Source organism: Halomonas sp. 113 (assembly GCF_904067645.1).
GTDB lineage: Bacteria > Pseudomonadota > Gammaproteobacteria > Pseudomonadales > Halomonadaceae > Vreelandella > Vreelandella titanicae.
This window is the reverse complement of record NZ_LR881453.1, coordinates 4,878,729-4,896,654: the sequence shown is the minus strand read 5'-3', so window position 1 is coordinate 4,896,654 and position 17,926 is coordinate 4,878,729. Positions and strand designations below refer to the sequence as shown.

The window sequence follows — 17,926 nt, the reverse complement described above, 5'->3', positions numbered from 1 at the left end:
CTTGGAAGGCAGGCCTGAAAAATCCGTTAAATCTTTTTATCCATAACAAAAGGTTGTGGTTTGCTGGTCAAAAATGTCGTTTCCACTACTTAACTCACCAAAGTAGTTTAAACGGATAACTGCAATACAACAGATAAAGAAAAACGCCAGATTACAATATCTCCACTAAAAAAAGGCAGCTAATAAATGAAAACTTCAACAAAGCTCAACCACTGTATTATTTTGAATACCCTCATTGCTTCTGTCTTGATAATTCCAGGCGTTGCTATGGCGAGCGATGATACCTACCGCTTCCGTATGGTAAATGCGGAGGATACGGCAGATTCTCCGGCAGGGCGGGGCATGCAGAGGTGGGCTGATTTGATCGAAGAACGCTCAGATGGTCGCATGACAGCCCAGGTGTTTCACCAAGGAGCGCTTGGCAATGTCAGCGAGGTTTTCGACCATATGCTAATGGGCGGTGTTGACATGGTCATCGCCGCTACTCCGACCTCCTACGACAACCGGGTTGGAGTGATGTCGCTACCTTATCTATTCTTGGATTGGGAGGAAGCACAGACAGCTTGGGAGCGCGGCGGTTGGATGAACGGTATCGTTGAGCCGATCTTCACTGATATGGGGCTCAAGATGTTTGGGTCTTTTCCGTGGGGGTTCACTGGCGTCGCTACGCGTGGTGATTATGCGGTAAGCCTCGGCGAAGCCCAGGAGAAAGCATTGAAGGTACGTGCCATTCCTGCTTTTCCCGTACCTCAAACCGTACAGGCGATGGGCTACCACTCGGTGCCGCTTGACTGGAACGAAGTATATACTGCCATCCAGACAGGCGTGGTGGATGGCGACGCCGGCAATATCATTTACTGGGACTATGAGTTCTTCGGCGAAATCCTCGACTACTTTGTGCATACCAAGCACTTTTTCGGTCAAGCTGCGCTGATGATGAACCAGGATACCTGGGCAGCCTTAGACGAAGAGGATCAGCAAATTGTCGCGTCTGCAGCCTATGAGGTCGTTGACAAGCAGTTCTCGGATGCCCAATCCGAGGATGAGTACTGGATCGCCACCGCTCAAGAAGGCGGTATGGAGTACATCGAGCTTTCCGATCAAGAGTTAGCAGAGATGGCGCAGCACGTGCGCGACGTGGTATGGCAGCAAGCAGAGGAAGAATTTGGTACCGAGCTGATCCAGGAAATTCTCAGTCACACTCAACTGGAAAATTGATTCTAAGGGCAGAGTCATCGCTGACTCTGCCCTTGCTTTATATATCCAGAGAATTAAGGAGCTGAGAGATACCATGATCATTTTCAAGTGCATCGACTGGCTGCTCGACAGAATTATTGCACCAATCGTGGCAATAATAGGATTGTTTGTCGCGCTATCTTTTGTCGTCGGTATTACCGCGCGTTCGTTTCTAGGGATTCCTCTCTTCGGGGTGGAAGAGTTGGTTCTAATAGCGGTTATCTGGTTCTACATGCTCGGCGCTATTCTGGCCTCTAAGAACAGCGCTCATCTTCGGGCAGACTTTATTCCTGTCGTCATTAAAAATGAGAAGGTCATTTTGGCGTTTCGTATCATAGCCACCGTAATTTCTATCCTCATGGCAGGGCTCTTTGTCTTATGGAGTAATGAGCTGTTCCAGTGGGCCCTTCAGAGGAGCCAAACAACACCTGTGTTCTCGATCCCTATGTATGTTTCGCAGGTCAGCCTCCTGACCGCCGCTTTGTTCATGACCCTATACCTTGTCAGGGATCTCATTAACGATATCCAGGCACTTTGCCACAAAAAAGATAGTAGTACGCCGATTCAGCGGTAGTACTATTTAAGGGAGTTAATTATGGGCGCTTTAATAGCCATTGGCATGGTAGTTCTGTTGATGCTGATTGGTGTACCAGTGGTGTTTTCTTTCGCCGCGATGGTCGCAACGCTAGCCTTCTTCTACGATGTCGACGTAACTTTTCTTGCCACTACCGGCTTTTCCTCTATCAACTCGATTATTCTTATTGCCTTGCCTTTATTCATCATGACCGGCTATCTGATGCAGTCGGGCGGCCTAGCCGCTAGGTTGGTGGCTTTTGTCGAAGCGCTGACCGGTCGCTCCCGCTCCGGCATGGGGTCATCTATGGTCGTGGCTTGCGGTATCTTTGGGGCGATCTCAGGCACTGCCTCTGCTGCAGTGGCTTCCATAGGTACCATCATGGTTGGCCCCATGCAAAAACATGGTTATGAGAAACCGTACATTGCTGGGCTGCTGGGTATCTCATCATTACTAGGGCTATTGATACCACCTAGCATCACCATGATTCTTTACGCCATTGTGACCCGTCAATCGGTTGCTGCAAGCTTCCTCGCTACTATCGGCCCTGCCTTATTATTAATACTTTTCCTATGCGTTTATAACGCGATTAAAATACGGCTTACACCTGGGGTCGTCAGCGCAAAGATGCCGCTTAATGAAAGAGCCAAGGCGATTGGTGATACCGGTTGGAAGGCCATTCCTGCCTTGATGCTGCCAGTGATCATTCTCGGTGGTATTTATGGCGGTATCTTTACGCCCACCGAAGCGGCAGCTGTCGCCGTAGCCTATGCTATCCCGGTGGGTATGTTCGTTTACAAGGGGCTTAATATCAAAAAAGTCCTAGAGTGTATGGTGGCTGCTGCCACGACATCTGGGATCATCATCATCATTCTATTTTTCTCGTTTATTGTCAGCCGTATCCTCACTCTAGAAGGTGTACCCCAGCAGTTGACCACTTTCCTGCTGGACACATTTGAGAACAGGATTGTCATTCTACTGATGGTGAATGTGTTCCTAATCATGATCGGCATGATTATGGACGATGTGAGCGTGATCGCGATTGCCAGCCCTTTGTTAGTGCCAGTAGTAGCACAGCTCGGGATTGATCCAATCCACTTCGCAGCGATAATTGGCACTAGTGTGGTGATTGGCTGCAACAGCCCGCCCATGGCACCGATTCTTTTCATGTCGTGCCAAGTCACCGAGGTTGGTGTATCTCAAGCGATCCGCCCCGCACTGAGCTTGATGCTATTTACCGCTCTCCCGGTGATGCTGATCACCACCTATTGGCCGCCACTAGCGCTTTATTTGCCACGATTACTTGGCTACGTGAACTGATGCTTGCTTGAGAAAATTTCTGCAGATGTGAAAATACTTCTAATGTCTCTCGCCGAAAGTTTAAACTATTTAAATAGGGTAGCCATGAATATGATGAAAGTTATTGAATAGTACTTGATTTTATTTTTTCCTTCTTGGTTAGAGAGGTTTTGATATTCTATCAAGAGAAAGGATGCTATTCGTGATCTAGCTTCATAACTGCCCTTATTTTATTGTTTTTTATATTGATGTGCTTGGTGGTGGCTATTACGAGAGGTCTTGATGTGAATGATAAATTTCCAAGTTTATTTAAGAATAAAAATATGGCTTATCTCGAGCCAAAAAACTCATCGGTTGCTAATGCGGAAATTAGAAGAGTTGCTTTTTTGCTGCTTGAAAATTTCTCTTTGATGGCATTTACAGGAGCCGTTGATGCATTGATAACAACTAATTTAATGAGGTCTAAAAAGATTTATGAAGTGCTAGTGGTGGGCTGTGAAGAGGGAGCTACTGTTTCTGACCTGGGTATAGAAGTAAAGAATGAAACCTCTCTATCGGCGCTTGACATAAATGCCTCACAAATAGACATGTTAATTGTGTGTGGCGGTCTTCGTGTGAGGCCCATATCTACAGCGCTTATAAGAAATAAACTGAGAACTGCCAGTAGCAAGGGAGTAGCGCTTGGCGGGTTGTGGAACGGTGCTTATTTTCTTGCTGAGGCCGGTTTATTAAATGGCTATCAGTGCGCCTATCACCCCGATGGGCGAGCAATGATGCTAGAAGCATTCAGGGAAGTATCTGTATCGACCCGAAGCTTTATTGTAGACCGTAATCGGCTGAGCTGTGCAGGCGCCAGTAGCTCTTTAAGTATGATGCTAGAGGTAGTAAGAGCGGATTGCGGTAATGAGGTTGCGAGCGCCGTGGAAGAGATGCTTAGCTGCGATAAAGGGTTGGATTCGCCTGATATATCTACTATTTCGGTTGATCAAAATCACGCGCTACCAGAAAAGCTAAAGACGTCCTTACAGCTAATGAAAAATAATATTGAAGAGCCTTTGTCTATATCGGAAATTGCTAGATGGGTTGATATTTCGAGACGCCAGTTAGAGCGCTTGTTTTGTCACTACGTGAGCGCGAGCCCGTCTCGCTATTATATGGAGCTACGTTTAACACGCGCCCGGCAGTTACTTCAACAGACCAATAAAACTGTCGTTGAAATAGCCTTAGCGACGGGGTTTGTGAGCATTTCTCATTTTCATAGCTGTTTTAGCCAGCTTTTCAACATTACTCCCGGCCAGTTTAGAAAATATTGCCAATCTCAAAGCTATTAAATTAGCGCGCTTCGTCACAAAGCAGTAAGGGATCAAATAATCCCAGCTACTCAAGCTAATCATCGGCGAATACACTGACGATATCCTTGGTTTTAGAGATCATTATGCACTGCAAACTCAATGCCACTCGTTTGCGCTGGTACTACAATCTGATCAACAAAGCTGAAATAGCAGTTGACGAGGAAGGCGCCAATACCGGCGCAGCGGAAAACGATGAGACTGACTCCCCTAAGCCAACAAAACGCTGCCCTTGGGGAGCTCAGGTGGTGTTGCTCCCTGAACTCCCTGAAGAGACTGGCCACTGCCAGGATATGGCGCCGCGCTAATGTTATGGGCGCAAAGGTGAGCGAGGAGCTACACGCGTTGCCCGCTAAGTGGCTACCAGCACACTGGCTAAAGTGCTGGGTCTTTGTTGAACGCTTATTTGCGGTTAACTGCCCGACCAACCCAACATAATCGGCACGTAAACCACTAACAGCAGCACCCCGATCAGCCCCAGCAGGTAAGGGATGATCGCGCGGGTAATACGCTCCAGCGGTAGCTGGGTGATCGATGAGGCCACATAGAGGTTGATCGCCACCGGCGGGGTAATCATACCGATGGAGAGCCCCACCACGATAATCAAACCAAAGTGGATCGGATCAATCCCCAGCTGCAGCACCAACGGCAACAGCACCGGGGTGAGGATAATCAGCGCACTGGCGGTTTCGATAAACACCCCGGTGAGCAGAATAATCCCCACGATCAGCAGCATAATCACGTAAGGGTTGGTAGACAGTGACAGCACGGCCTGGGCAATCGCCCCAGGCACTTGCCAGCTTGAGAGCGTCCAGCTCAGCACCGCCGACATGGCAATCACCAGCATAATCACCGCGGTGGTCATCGCCGAACGGATCAGCAGCTTATAAATCTGGGGCAGGTTAAGGTCACGATACACAAACAGCGACACCAGCATGGCGTAGTTCACCGCCACTACCGCCGCCTCTGAAGGGGTGAAGATGCCCGAGAAGATACCACCCAGGATAATCACCGGCGTCATCAAGCCCCAGCTGGCGTCTTTAAAGGTCGTCCAGATGGTTGCCAGCGAGAGCAGCGTGCCTTTGGGGTACTGGCGCTTATAGGCCTGAGCAATGGCAATGGCCATTAATCCTAACCCCATCGCCAAACCCGGTAAAAAGCCGTTTAAAAACAGCTTGGAAACGGACTGCTGGGCGATCACCGCGTAGATGATCATCGGCACCGAGGGCGGAATCACCACCCCGATGGTGCCGCTGGCGGCGATCAAGCTGGCTGCTGAGGCCGGGTCATAGCCTTTGCGTTTTAGTTCCGGCACCAGACTGGAACCCACCGCGGCGGTGGTCGCGGCGCCAGAACCGGAGATTGCCGCAAAGAACATGCCCGCCATCACCGAGACCACTGAGAGCCCGCCGCGCATAAAACCGACCAGCGAATCGGCAAAGCTGACCAGCTTCTCGCTCACCTTACCCTGGGCCATTAAATCCCCAGCGAGGATAAACATCGGGATCGCCACCAGGGCAAAGGAGTTGATGCCCTGGAACATCTGCTGGGTGACCACCATCAGCGGCACGCCGGATTGATAGAGCGCATAGAGCGTGCTGGCGCCAATCGCAAAGGCAATTGGCACGCCCAGCAGCATAAACAGGAAGAACAGCCCAAACAGCAGCAGCGTCATAGCGACTCCTCCTGGGGTTGGGAGGTTTCACCGTTAATCAGCAGCTCGATGATATCGACCAGCGCATACCACGCCATCATTGCCGCACAGATTGGCATCACCGCGTAGACATAGGTCATCGAAAGCCGCAGCGAGGCGGATTTCTGAAAGCTCTGCACTTGCATGTAGCGGTAGCCGATCACGATCAGCGTGATCATAAACGCCAAAACAATCAGCAGGGCGGCAAGCCGGGCGATTTGGCGCAGGCGGCCAGGCAGGGCATCCACCACAAAGGTCACGGCAATGTGTCGCCCGCGCTGAAACGCCAAGGTGCCAGCTAAGAAGGTGATCCATACCAACAGAAAGCGGGCGACCTCCTCAGTCCAGCCCACCGCGGTGAATAGCACACGAGAGACGATCTGCAGGGTAATCACCCCAATCAGCGCCGCCATGCCCGCAAAGACCACGGGCTGTAGAATGGCGTCCAGAAAGCGTTCAGTACGCTGTAGCAACATTACCAATGGGTGCGTGTGAGTGGGCACTTACTTCACTTCCTCCTGGATGCGTTGCAGATAGTTACCGAACTGATCACCGTACTTCTCATACACCGGGGCAACGGCTTCCTGAAATGCGGCGATATCGGGCGACTCATTAATTTCCATACCTGCCTCAGCTAATTCGGCTAACTGCTCGGCTTCCATGATGGCATTTTGTTCTCTGGCATAGCTAGAAGCTTCGCTGGCGGCATCAAGTACGATCTCCTGAACCTCCTCTTGAAGGCCGTTCCAGGTGGGTAAGCTCATAATGAAGATCGCTGGCGCATAGATATGCCGCGTCATGGTGAGGTAGTCCTGGGTTTCCGCCAGGTTAAAGGCATGGATGGCGTTAACCGGGTTCTCCTGGCCATCAATCGTGCCTTGTTGCAGGGCAGTCAGCGCTTCTGTCCACGCCATGGGCACGGCATTGGCGCCGAGTTCCCGGAACGTATCCACATAGACCTCGTTCTCGATGACGCGCAGTGTCAAGCCTTCGAGATCCTGGGGCGCATTAATCGCGTGCTGGCTATTGGTGATATTGCGAAAGCCGCGCTCAGCAAATGCCAGCCCTTTAAGGTTCACATCCTCTAATTTGCCCAGTATTTCCTGGCCGATCTCACCATCCAGCACGGAGTAGGCAGATTCGGCGGTAGGGAAGAGGAAAGGCAGCTCAAATACCGAGAACTCATCAACGAAGTTAGCCACGGGCCCGTTAGTGATCACGCCCATATCGACAGTGCCGATCTGCATCCCTTCCAGAATGGTGCGCTCGTCTCCCAGAGAAGCATTGGGGAAGATCTCTACGGAGACCGCGCCGTCGGTCTGTTCGCTGACTAACTGCTGAAAGCGTTCGGCGGCGATATGGTAAGTATCTTCTGTATTTACCACGGTCGCTAAGCGCAGGTTGGTAGGGGTTATTTCCTCGGCGTGGGCCATCAGCGGTAAACCAAGCAGGCCAGCGCATAGCAATGTTAAGTTTAACTGTTTGAATTTACTTGTATTACAGGATGCAACAGATGGGATGAAGCGGGCGCGGTTATTCACATTATCTCCTAGTGGTGGCTGTTCTTATTATCTTGTTGGGCTTCATCTATATCACATCGAACTAACAGGGCAAATTACTTATTTTTATTCCACTATTCGCGATAATAATCCAAAAAATCTTTATAGATCTTAGGCTTGAGTGATTTAAGGGTTAGCGATAGCCTGCAAGCATTGACGATTGATTAACTGCCTTGGAAAGCGATGGTAAGGCTTGGCCGGTGGTGAGTCTTGCTAACCATGTTCTTACTAACCAATAGCCATGGCGACGCCAGCTAAAACAGGAATAACCAATGGATAAGTTGCTTAACGACCTAGTAGCGGTAGTCGGCCCAGAAGGCGTGCTGCTCGGTGAAGATGTCTCCCAGCGTAGCGTCGATTGGTTTACTGGGGCGCCCTGTCGTGCCAAAGCCATTGTAAGGCCCCGCAACACCGAACAGCTTAGCAAGGTCATGGCCCTGTGCTACCAGGCCGACCAACTGGTGGTGACCCATGGCGGCATGACCGGCATTGTGCACGGTGGGGAAGCCAGCCCTGAGGAACTGGTGGTTTCTCTTGAACTGATGAACCAGATCGAAGAGGTCGACCTGGTTGGCTCTACGATTCAGGTTCAGGCCGGGGTGACGCTCCAGCGTGTGCAGGAAGCCGCGGCGGAGATCGATATGCAGTTTCCGCTCGACCTTGGCGCTCGGGGCTCGTGCACCATTGGCGGCAATATCGCCACTAATGCGGGGGGAATACGGGTTATTCGCTACGGCATGATGCGCCAGCAAGTGCTGGGTCTGGAAGCCGTACTTAGCGATGGCACCGTGGTCAGCTCGCTGAATAAAATGCTCAAGAACAACGCAGGCTACGATCTAAAACAGCTATTTATCGGTAGCGAAGGCACTCTGGGTATCGTCACCCGCGCCGTGCTCCGGCTACAGCCCCATATGCCCAGCGAGCAAACCGCGCTGGTCGCGGTGCCCTCCTTCGATGCCTTGACCCAGCTGTTGCGACGAGTCTCCCAAGAGCTCGCCAATAGCCTTAGCGCCTTTGAGGCGTTGTGGAATAGCCACTACAAGCTGGTGACCACCGAGAGCGGCAAGCACGCGCCCCCGCTGGCCGACGACTCGCCTTTCTACGCGATCATCGAAACCCTGGGGCTAGATGACGCCCAGGATGCGGAGCACTTCTCAGAGATTCTGCAAAAGGCGATGGAAGACGGCTTGATCACCGATGCCGTGCTAGCCAGTTCCGGTGCCCAACGCCAGGGTATCTGGGCGATCCGAGAGGATATCGAAGTGCTGGTGCACCAGCTGAAGCCGATGTTCTCCTATGATATCAGTCTGCCGATTCCCCATATGGACGCGTACGTTGATACCCTGGAGCAAAACCTCAAGGCGCAGTTTCCGCAAACAGGAAAAATGATCGTGTTCGGCCATCTTGGCGATGGCAACCTGCACATCATGATCACGGTGCGCGACGACAGCTCGCAGAGCCGCCGCCAAGTTGAGCAATTGGTTTACTCGCCCCTTAAAGAGTACGGCGGCTCGATCTCTGCCGAGCACGGCATTGGTCTCGAAAAACGCGATTACCTAAATATTTCCCGCTCCAGCGAAGAGATCGCTTTAATGAAGCGCATGAAAGTCGCTCTGGATCCCAAGCTACTGTTGAATCGAGGCAAGGTTGTGGCAGTGGAGTGAGTTTGGCGGTTTGATTAAGGGTCGCCCAGGGCGGAGGGGGCTGGTGTCATCAGTTCCCGGGTTAATTGCCGCAACCAGTGTATGCCAGGATCGTGATCCTTCCTTTCATCCCAGCACAGGCAGACTTTGAACGCCGGTACGTCCAGGGGCAGAGCGTAGAACTTCAAGCTATTGTTGCGGCAAATGACCCTGGCCGCGCTCTCTGTCACCACGCAGAGCAGTGCTGTGGACACCAATATTTCCTGCAGCGGATTGATGTAGGGCGTCTTGGCGACGATTTTCCGCTCTAACCCCAACTCCCCCAGTTTTTCATTAATTAACAGCGGGCTGTCCTCACGATGTGACAAAGCGACCTGGGGGGAGTTTAAAAAAGCCTCAAGGGTAATGGCGCTGCTCTCGCCATGAAATATCGCATCACCTACACAGCCAATCACATCGTCAAACAGGTACTCATGATGCGAGGTGAGCGGCAAGGTTTCGAACTGCACCACCGCCAGGTCGATATCGTGCTCTTGAAGGACTTGCTGGGCACCTTCTGCACTTGCGATACGCGTGGAGAGCATGTTGAAACACACATCGGGCGCGTGTTCCAAGCAGTGCTGGATAAGCTTGGGTTGCAGCTGTTGGCTGACATAGTCCACCAAACTGACCCGAAATTCCCGCTTTGATGTGGCAGGCGAAAACTCATTACTACTGTGAACTGCCTGATCGAGATAGAACAGCCCTTTGGCTACGGCGGCATCCATCTGCCGGGCAAGCGGGGTCGGTTGCATGCCCTCCAGCGTCTTGATGAAAAGCGGGTCGTCCATTAACAGGCGGAGCTTTTTCAGCGAGTGGCTGACGGCCGGTTGCGTCAGGCAGAGCGCTTGTGCGGTGAGTGTCAAACTCCTTTTCCAATACAGTGTGTGAAAAACCAATAGTAAATTGAGATTTATCTTATTGAGCCTGTTCGCCAGCTTCGTATGGGTGGTGTCAGCCATCAGGCGTGTCTCTTGGTTGGAAGGGCCGTTCCGGCGCAGGAACAGCCCTCAGCCACTGCTGTAAAAGCATTTTATCTACTGTCGGGCTGCCTTGATGGGAAGCAAATTACTTGAGCGCTTCCTGAATGCGCGGCAGGTAATCACCGAACTGTTCGCCGTACTTCTCATACACCGGCGCGACGGCAGATTGGAAGGCCTCCATATCTGGATCGTCGTTGATCTCCATGCCCGCATCGCGCAGGGCCTGCAGCTGTTCGCTCTCCATTTCTGCGTTCACTTGGCGCTCATGCTCAGCCGCTTCCTGTGCCGCTGCTAGCAGTACCTCTTGGGCATTTTCAGGCAGTTGGTTCCAGGCGGGCATACCCATGACAAAAATCGCCGGCGCATAGGTGTGGCGGGAGAGGGTCATGTAATTCTGGGTTTCATCCAGGTTGAACGAGTGAATCACGTTCACCGGGTTTTCCTGACCGTCGATAGTGCCCTGCTGCATGGCGGTGAGAGCTTCAGTCCACGCCATGGGAATCGCGTTGGCGCCCAGCTCGCGGAAGGTGTCGGTGTAGACCGGGTTCTCCATCACGCGGATACGCAGGCCGTCCAGATCTTCCGGCGAGTTCACCGCCCGCTCGCTGTTGGTCAGGTTGCGGAAACCGCGCTCGGCGTAGGCCATGCCTTTCAGGTTCACTTCGGAAAGCTTGTCCAGCAGCTCCTGGCCAATGGGGCCATCGAGCACTTCGTAAGCGGCTTCCGGGGAGGGGAACAGGAACGGCAGCTCGAACACCGCCATCTCTTCGACAAAGTTGGCTACCGGCCCGTTGGTGATCACGCCCATATCCACGGTGCCGATCTGCATGCCTTCCAGCAGCGTGCGTTCGTCACCCAGGGTGGCGTTGGGGTAGATCTCGATATCCACCTTGCCGTCGGTGCGCTCTTCCACCAGCTCTTCAAACTTGGTGGCGGCGATGTGAAAACCATCCTGCTCGTTGACCACGTGGGCCAAGCGCAGGGTAACAGGATCCATATCAGCAAAATCAGCGGCGTTCGCGGCGCTCACCAGCGCCAGTGAGATGCCCAGTGCTAGCGTGCTACGTGCAAATGTTTTCATATTATTGTGTTCCCAATGGACTAAGGTGCAGAAGTGCTCCCAAAGCATGCACCACACCAGGGAAAACGGTCAATTGACTAAAGGTACTCAAGCGCCATACGGCTGGACACAGCGCCCCTGCACAGTTACGATACGCACCCACAAGCGCCCGTAGCTCAGTTGGATAGAGTATCGGCCTCCGAAGCCGAGGGTCGCAGGTTCAAATCCTGCCGGGCGCGCCAAATTGCAAAAAAAAGGGCCTGCGAGAAATCGCAGGCCCTTTTTTTTGTTTAGCTGCTTTCGGCCAGAAGTAGACAGTGGACGCCAGAGTGGCAGTTTGCTAGTGTCAATTCACCCATGCAAAAGCGTGGTCGTTCTGCTCATAATATCCTGCCACCACAGGTAATAGAGCTGCGAAGCAACACTTCAGTAATTAGTTAAAACATAGAGTATTAGTAGAGTCACTAGCTTTATACTTTCTTCGTGCCTAATGGGTTTTCCCTATTAAATAAATCCCAAGGGCAAGCAAGCAGTCATCGAGCACTGCGCTGTGGTAGCAGCTCGGGGCGTTTTACGCATCAACCGAAGGATTCCCGATGCAGCCAAATACTCAAGATATATATATTTACATGGACGACAGTTGGGACTCCATCTCAACCTATAAAATTAACCATATAACTAACACTCACTACTACCTCAACCTCTCGTCTGAACCATTTAGTGAAGTACATGTAATAAAGCTTCGGGCTGACGAAGCCTACAAACTGAAAATATATCCGTTTTCATTTTTCACCTACAATAAATACAGGAAGCTTGGCGATTGGATGCAGCGTATCGGCGACTTAGCCTCTGCTCACCTGAGTAGACATATTTCACTATCATTGGAGGATATATCAAAACTAATTTTAGAGCATAAAGATAAGTACCGGTGCAACGAATCAGACATTCCTTGGGTTCTTCGGTGCCTTGTAGCGAGTGGAATGATAATACCAAACTTAAAGAAGAATAGTGTCTCATTAAATCTTTCTCCATCCTACAAGGCGCGCGAGAATCAGCGAAAATTTTCCGCAACAATTGCTGGAGAGCTAGAGTCACTAAGCCAACGAGTCCGATATATAATTGATCACGGACCAACCGTGGGAACATACCGCGAAAACCTACTTCAGAACTCCCTACGAAAGCATTTGCCGGAGCGATATCACATAGCGACGGGGTTTATACACGGCTTCAAGAAGCAAATTGATCTTTTGATATACGATCGAATCGATTACGCACCCTTATTTCGTGAAGGCGATCTGGTAATAGTACCCCAAGAATCGGTACGAGCAGTTATCGAAGTCAAAACCAATTTGACAACCGGCAACCTCCACTCAGCACTTGAGCTGCTGCACTTGGCTTCTTTATTTGATGACAATCAACCCCCTTTTTTCAAAGGGATATTTGCGTTCGAGAGTGATCTTACCAAGGATAAATTATATAGTACGATTTCCGACTTTTACACGAACTACAATGCCCATGCTCAAGGTGCTCCTGGAGAGTTGATATGCTCACCCTTCCAGCACTTAACTTGCATGTGCGTAAATAAAAAAGCTTTCACCTACACCAAATACATACGCAACAAAAATAAAAGGCTGACTCCACGCCTATACTCAAAGCAAAGCGCAACTGAACTCGAAAGTCAGTCCAGCTTTTTTATACAATGCTTACTATCATATTTAAAATATGGCGGAATGAAACCTTTTAAAATCGATTACATGGACCAAATGCTTGGCGAAGATACCTATACAACTGAAGTAAAGGATCTGAGGCATGAGGACGATAGCTGGGGAGCTTACTTCGCAGTCGATGAGGGAGATGAAGACGAGATTTCTATAGACAAAATGGAAAATCTAATTCTATCAGCACAGAATTGGATTGAGGGATATGATAACTTCGGAACAGCCTGAAAAGTTCACTTTAATTACTTTAGTCCGAAAAGCAGCTTCGATAGTGAATTGCTACCAAAACTGCTCCAAGGTTATGAACTTGCACGCTGTGGCAGCACCTATCAACTGCTAGCTATTATATTAGGCAGGCAGCTGTGGCTCGACGCCGCCTGACACGACCGGCTACACCCGACTCAAAGAGGTCTCGTGGCAGGCAGACATCGGCCAAAAGCGGTCGTTGGGTGTTTAGGAAACTAGGGGCGATTCACTGATCTAAACGGCGAACCACGTGGCCGTATCAAATGTCGATAATTGCCCAACCTGCCTGCTGCAGTGCTGTCCTCCTCTTGGTCTCGGCCTTACCCTCACCCATCGAGCTTTTGCGCATGGCCAGACAAAGCATATGAGTCGGCCTGGTCATCGCCACGTACATGAGCATCATGCTCTTCTTCGCCGTCTCGTTCGGACGCTGCGCAGCTGAGGCTTTGCCTTCAAGCCACGGCAAGAGCTTTTTGACGAAGTGAGTGCGGTTGTACGTTTCCAGAATCAGGGTGGCAGCATGCGTTTTACCCTTCTCGGCGTGAATCGAAGACAAGCGGATGTTCACGTGCTCAGAACCGGTCTCAAACCTGTATGTGTTGAGCAGCGCACCAACGTTGTCGCCTGGGTCTCCTACTTGAGGAGCAGGTGACCAGGCAAGGTAGGCTTCAGCATCCGTTGCTGCCATCCGTTGATCAGAAAACACCAACTCCGCCGCAAGATCCATTAAGCCTGAGGCAACCGTTGCATCCCATTCCGCCTGAGGAAAACCAGTGGGGCTAAACAACAGCCGTTCGAGCCATCCACGATATGCAGCGGCCACTCCAGGACGCCCGGCAAGATGCTGTTCGACGCATTGATGACTGCGAGACCTCGCCACAATCGCGTCACGGGGAAACGCCAGGCGCACAAGGGTCAACAAGCAGGACGCAATCAGTTCCACGCCTGAAGCCGCAGTTGCATCCTTAGCAACATATCGACGAGCGATGTGTACACCCTCTGCAAATGTACGTGGCTTAAAGGAAGGCTTATTAACCTCTGACTGATACGGTGCCCAGTAATGCTCAACCGCTTTGGGGTAATGCTCTGGCTTGTCATTGTCCAGCCGATGTACCGCTCCAACCGCATAGACACCTGACCTCCGCACACCTGCAGGTAGGTGCTGGATCAATAGCTGCCCATAGGTATCTAGCACGTTGCTCACATCGCCATCAGGGAAGACGATGATGGTATTAGGAGCAGGCAGGCTGGCACCACTCTGCCTTAACCCTACCAAACCACCAGTGATCGGCAGGTAAGCAAAGGGATTGGCGATTGACGCGATCGACTGATTGAAACGGAAGCTACTGGCGATCTCCATGGTGCTCGACTGATCGGGAAACGGCTCCGGCAGCTCCATCTTCTCTTCAAAAATTTCCTGGTTGGGATCCCCAACCCTGATGACACAAACATCTGGATCCTGGCGCGGAAAGACCTTGCTCAGAATGTCGGCCTGCTCGTACCGCGTATCTTGGATCTCATCGACCATAACGCAGGGAAAACGTGCTCGCAAAGCGCTAGCTACCGCAGGCTCTTGAGCCAGCAGCGCATCAGCCAACACGAACACTTCATCAAAGCAAAAATGCCCCGTCTTCGCTGCATGAGACATCGCTTTGCAGACCCTTTTGTAGGTGTCTGTGTGGGCCCCGAACTTGAAACTGGAACCTGTGAGCGGGTTGTCGAAATCGACAGTGCGCAAGCGCAACTTTTCGAGTTTGAGGTGTGCCGATTCAAAAGCGGTCTTGATGCCCGCGTATTCCCAGGGCTTCAGTGCTTTCCTACGAGCAGCATGTGTGAGTTCATCGTCGATGGCCGTGAGGGTAATGCCTTCCGATCGAAGCCATGGTGAAGCAAGGAATCGCCCAGTGAAGCCATGGATAGTGTCGATGTAATGTGGGTAGCGAAGCAGACGTTGCCCAATCTCCGAGCCTCCCAAGCGATGTTCAATTTCCTCCCGCGCTGCGTTGGTATGTGAAAGGACACAGATACCCTGAGTTCGACTCTTCCAATGGCGAGCGAGGATCGCCAGTTTGGCCACCACTAATGTGGTCTTGCCGCTGCCAGGGCAAGCGGAGACGTCCAGTGAGCTCATGGACTTCAGGAAGCTGCGCCTAGGCTCGTCTAATGCCTCCAATTTCATGAGATTGGTGACCCACTCCACATCGTCGTCGGTTATCGGATCAATGAGCTGGGTCAGGTTCATTCCTCGTTCTCCTCAACAGCTGCTGAAGTGCCGGCTACAGTGCCCGTGGCAACCGGCGTGACCGTAGACCCCGTCGGCGGTACTGCTGAGCCACTGGTGGCGTATTCGATCGCGTGAATCACAGACTTTGATAGCGAGTCACGCAGAGTTGTCGCATCCAGCGTCTTAGCCTCGAAACGGTCTTCTATCAGGTCGATCAGGTGCTGGGCAGTAATGGTTTTGGAGGCCTTCTTGACCAGCTTGTAGACAGCCGAACACCTGGCCTCCTTGGTGGAGTGGGCTGCCTCAATCGCCTTGAATGCGGTTTCAGCCTCAACCAAAAGAGCTGCTCTAGTCACCTTCCCCTGATCAACCTTTTCCTCGTTGATCGCTAGGTAAGCTGCCGCGTGCACTTCAAGCGCAAGACCGGAAAAGGCCAGGTCATATTCGAGTGTCCAGTGGTCTGCTACGAAGGTTCGAACGCACTGTCCGTCGCTCACCATCCGCTTCTGACGATGCTCAGCCATACCGGCTTCTTGCTCTGCAATATTCGCGCCGAAATCACGCACAGCCTTCCAGCGGCGGCTAGTACTGCTCCACTTGGGATCAGTCGGCCCCGTTACCAATTCGTGAATCTCAGGCGCGCAGTCAGGCATGACATCCATATCGGTAATACACGCCGTAGGAATGGAGATCTCACCCTTGCTCGTATCTCGACGCTGCATGATCTTGGAGTAGCGCCGCAACCCTACGCCGCCCACATTGATCACCGACACACCATGCTTGGTCAGGTCTTTTCCAAGCATACGCGCAAGGGCTGGCAGAAGGATCGCTTCAGCATCGCCCTCCACCACCAACAGCCCTTTGGCGAAGAACAATCCTGCTTTCGTGACATCTAGAAATCGACTCAGGAACCGATAGTCATCGGCGCCCAAGCAGGTCTGATCTTCAGCCAGGGAGAACGCGTGCCCTTGATGCATGAGCACAAGATTCTGGATCGGAATCTTTGAGCTTAAATTCGGGCTGTGTGTGGTCAGAACCACCTGTACCGGTCTCAAACCATCCTCAGGTTTCGCGGCCTTCTCAAGAAACTCCATAAGCTGCAGTTGCCGCTGCGGGTGCAGGTGAGCCTCAGGCTCTTCAATCAATAGCAGCGGCAGGCCGTCCGGCTCTTTTCCAAGCAGGAGGAGCTCGCAGGCCATAAATAGTACGTTGTTCGAGCCCAGGCCATACACGCCCCGAGACTCCCTCGAAGCGTGATTAAGCAGTCCGAGCTCTAGGCGCTCAAGGATCTGTTTCAGCCTCGCATCCTCGGTACCCCCCTCGCCGAAACTGATACGGCTTGTCAGGGGCCGTCCCGCAAGAGAAAGCGGGGCCAGGTAGTTTTGGTTGATAGCATGTTCAGCGCTGACGATAGCGCTGTGCTTGTTCACCAGATACCGCATGTAGTCGCCCATACCAGCAATGCTCAACGCTTCTGCATCAACGGGGCTAGCAGGCGGGGTGGCGGTATCGAAAGCGTTTCCGACATCGATGTTTGGGAAGCTGCTCAAGACCTGAGAGAGCCGAGAATTGCGGCCTGGCGACATCTCGCGCTCCGCATCACGTAATGGTTTCAAGTACGCAGTGGCGAGCAGAAGACGGGCCCCTGCATCCAGGGACGGCCCTTCCCCGTTCTCTCCGGAACGCACTGAAATATCCACCCATCTGCGGGTGAGCGTTGAGCCTTGGACGCGCGTGGCTGACCAATGGATGTGCAGCCGACCTACGCTGTTCTTGTAAGTAACATACTCAGCGAACGCACCCAGTTCGGCCTTACTCAAACCATCTAATGTGCACCTCAGCGTAATGGTGCTGGCCTGAGCTCCGCTGTTATCGATATGGAAATCTTCTAGTTGCAGCTTCAGGTATTCGGCATCACGGGTTTGCAGTACATACCGGATCGCATCGATGACTGCCGTTTTACCTGCATCATTTTCTCCAACCAGCGCGGTGACACCTGGGTTGAAGGCGACCTCCAAGCCATGGTTGGCCTGGCCAAACTGGCGGAAATTTTCTAGTTTCAAAACAGATAGGTACACAGCGACGCTTCCTGTTACTCATGACGAGGCAGGGACGCCTATCTTGGCCATTTCTGCCAACCCAGTGCTGATCCCTGATGACTGGTAGATTTATGACATGATCTATCGGGCGAAACCAATCTCTTGTGATGACTGTCTGCTCCTGGCCGTTAGCCGCCCTCCACCAACTTCCGCTTTGGGTCGTTTTCAGTCTTATGCTGCATAGCTATACGCTGCCTTTTAGCT

At 51.9% G+C, this 17,926-nt stretch carries 14 protein-coding genes and 1 tRNA gene; 8 read left to right on the top strand and 7 right to left on the bottom strand.

Translation table 11 applies throughout. The features are described from left to right. The first annotated feature begins 267 nt into the window (after positions 1–267). From dctP to YERSI8AC_RS22745, 5 genes are all read left to right on the top strand, one after another. Positions 268–1,218, top strand: a complete 951-nt coding sequence (dctP, locus tag YERSI8AC_RS22765; RefSeq protein ID WP_159177676.1) for a TRAP transporter substrate-binding protein DctP — start codon at positions 268–270, stop codon at positions 1,216–1,218. A 73-nt stretch (positions 1,219–1,291) separates the two neighbouring features. Next, positions 1,292–1,810 (top strand): TRAP transporter small permease, encoded by a 519-nt coding sequence (locus YERSI8AC_RS22760; RefSeq protein WP_022521371.1) that lies wholly within the window; start codon positions 1,292–1,294, stop codon positions 1,808–1,810. A 21-nt stretch (positions 1,811–1,831) separates the two neighbouring features. After that, positions 1,832–3,130 carry a TRAP transporter large permease gene (locus tag YERSI8AC_RS22755; RefSeq protein ID WP_138799468.1) on the top strand — a complete coding sequence of 433 codons (1,299 nt, stop codon included), beginning with the start codon at positions 1,832–1,834 and terminating at the stop codon, positions 3,128–3,130. 263 nt (positions 3,131–3,393) lie between these two features. Continuing rightward, on the top strand, positions 3,394–4,440 hold the full coding sequence (locus YERSI8AC_RS22750; protein WP_022521374.1) for a GlxA family transcriptional regulator: 1,047 nt from the start codon (positions 3,394–3,396) through the stop codon (positions 4,438–4,440). Positions 4,441–4,544: 104 nt separating this feature from the next. Continuing rightward, complete coding sequence (locus YERSI8AC_RS22745; protein WP_022521375.1) at positions 4,545–4,766, top strand: hypothetical protein; 222 nt, start codon at positions 4,545–4,547, stop codon at positions 4,764–4,766. 104 nt (positions 4,767–4,870) lie between these two features. Here YERSI8AC_RS22745 and YERSI8AC_RS22740 read toward each other — a convergent pair whose 3' ends face one another. The 3 genes from YERSI8AC_RS22740 to YERSI8AC_RS22730 are packed head-to-tail and all read right to left on the bottom strand — an operon-like array spanning position 4,871 to position 7,692. Next, on the bottom strand, positions 4,871–6,133 hold the full coding sequence (locus tag YERSI8AC_RS22740) for a TRAP transporter large permease (RefSeq protein WP_138799467.1): 1,263 nt from the start codon (positions 6,131–6,133) through the stop codon (positions 4,871–4,873). Further along, complete coding sequence (locus tag YERSI8AC_RS22735) at positions 6,130–6,627, bottom strand: TRAP transporter small permease (RefSeq protein WP_138799619.1); 498 nt, start codon at positions 6,625–6,627, stop codon at positions 6,130–6,132. The genes YERSI8AC_RS22740 and YERSI8AC_RS22735 overlap by 4 nt, the downstream gene beginning before the upstream one ends. Positions 6,628–6,654: 27 nt before the next feature. Then, a complete protein-coding gene (locus YERSI8AC_RS22730) occupies positions 6,655–7,692 on the bottom strand; it encodes a TRAP transporter substrate-binding protein (protein WP_138799466.1) in 1,038 nt (345 codons plus the stop codon). A gap of 290 nt (positions 7,693–7,982) precedes the next feature. On the opposite strand from YERSI8AC_RS22730, the gene YERSI8AC_RS22725 reads away from it, so the two are divergent. Next, positions 7,983–9,374, top strand: coding sequence for an FAD-binding oxidoreductase (locus YERSI8AC_RS22725; RefSeq protein WP_159177675.1), 1,392 nt, complete (start codon positions 7,983–7,985; stop codon positions 9,372–9,374). 14 nt (positions 9,375–9,388) lie between these two features. Here the strand turns inward: YERSI8AC_RS22725 and YERSI8AC_RS22720 are convergent, their stop codons facing one another. Then, positions 9,389–10,354, bottom strand: coding sequence for a LysR family transcriptional regulator (locus YERSI8AC_RS22720; RefSeq protein WP_159177674.1), 966 nt, complete (start codon positions 10,352–10,354; stop codon positions 9,389–9,391). A gap of 106 nt (positions 10,355–10,460) precedes the next feature. Further along, positions 10,461–11,456, bottom strand: a complete 996-nt coding sequence (locus YERSI8AC_RS22715; protein ID WP_035581763.1) for a TRAP transporter substrate-binding protein — start codon at positions 11,454–11,456, stop codon at positions 10,461–10,463. Positions 11,457–11,600: 144 nt separating this feature from the next. Here YERSI8AC_RS22715 and YERSI8AC_RS22710 point away from each other — a divergent pair. Beyond that, positions 11,601–11,677, top strand: a tRNA-Arg gene (locus tag YERSI8AC_RS22710). Between the two features lie 354 nt (positions 11,678–12,031). Next, a complete protein-coding gene (locus YERSI8AC_RS22705) occupies positions 12,032–13,381 on the top strand; it encodes a DUF6602 domain-containing protein (RefSeq protein ID WP_159177673.1) in 1,350 nt (449 codons plus the stop codon). Between the two features lie 277 nt (positions 13,382–13,658). On the opposite strand, the gene YERSI8AC_RS22700 is transcribed toward YERSI8AC_RS22705, so the two are convergent. Together YERSI8AC_RS22700 and YERSI8AC_RS22695 are read right to left on the bottom strand one after the other, a co-directional pair. Continuing rightward, positions 13,659–15,641, bottom strand: a complete 1,983-nt coding sequence (locus YERSI8AC_RS22700) for a UvrD-helicase domain-containing protein (protein ID WP_159177672.1) — start codon at positions 15,639–15,641, stop codon at positions 13,659–13,661. Next, positions 15,638–17,701: an ATP-dependent nuclease gene (locus YERSI8AC_RS22695; RefSeq protein ID WP_159177671.1), complete on the bottom strand. Its 2,064-nt coding sequence runs from the start codon at positions 17,699–17,701 to the stop codon at positions 15,638–15,640. The genes YERSI8AC_RS22700 and YERSI8AC_RS22695 overlap by 4 nt, the downstream gene beginning before the upstream one ends. Positions 17,702–17,926 lie beyond the last annotated feature (225 nt).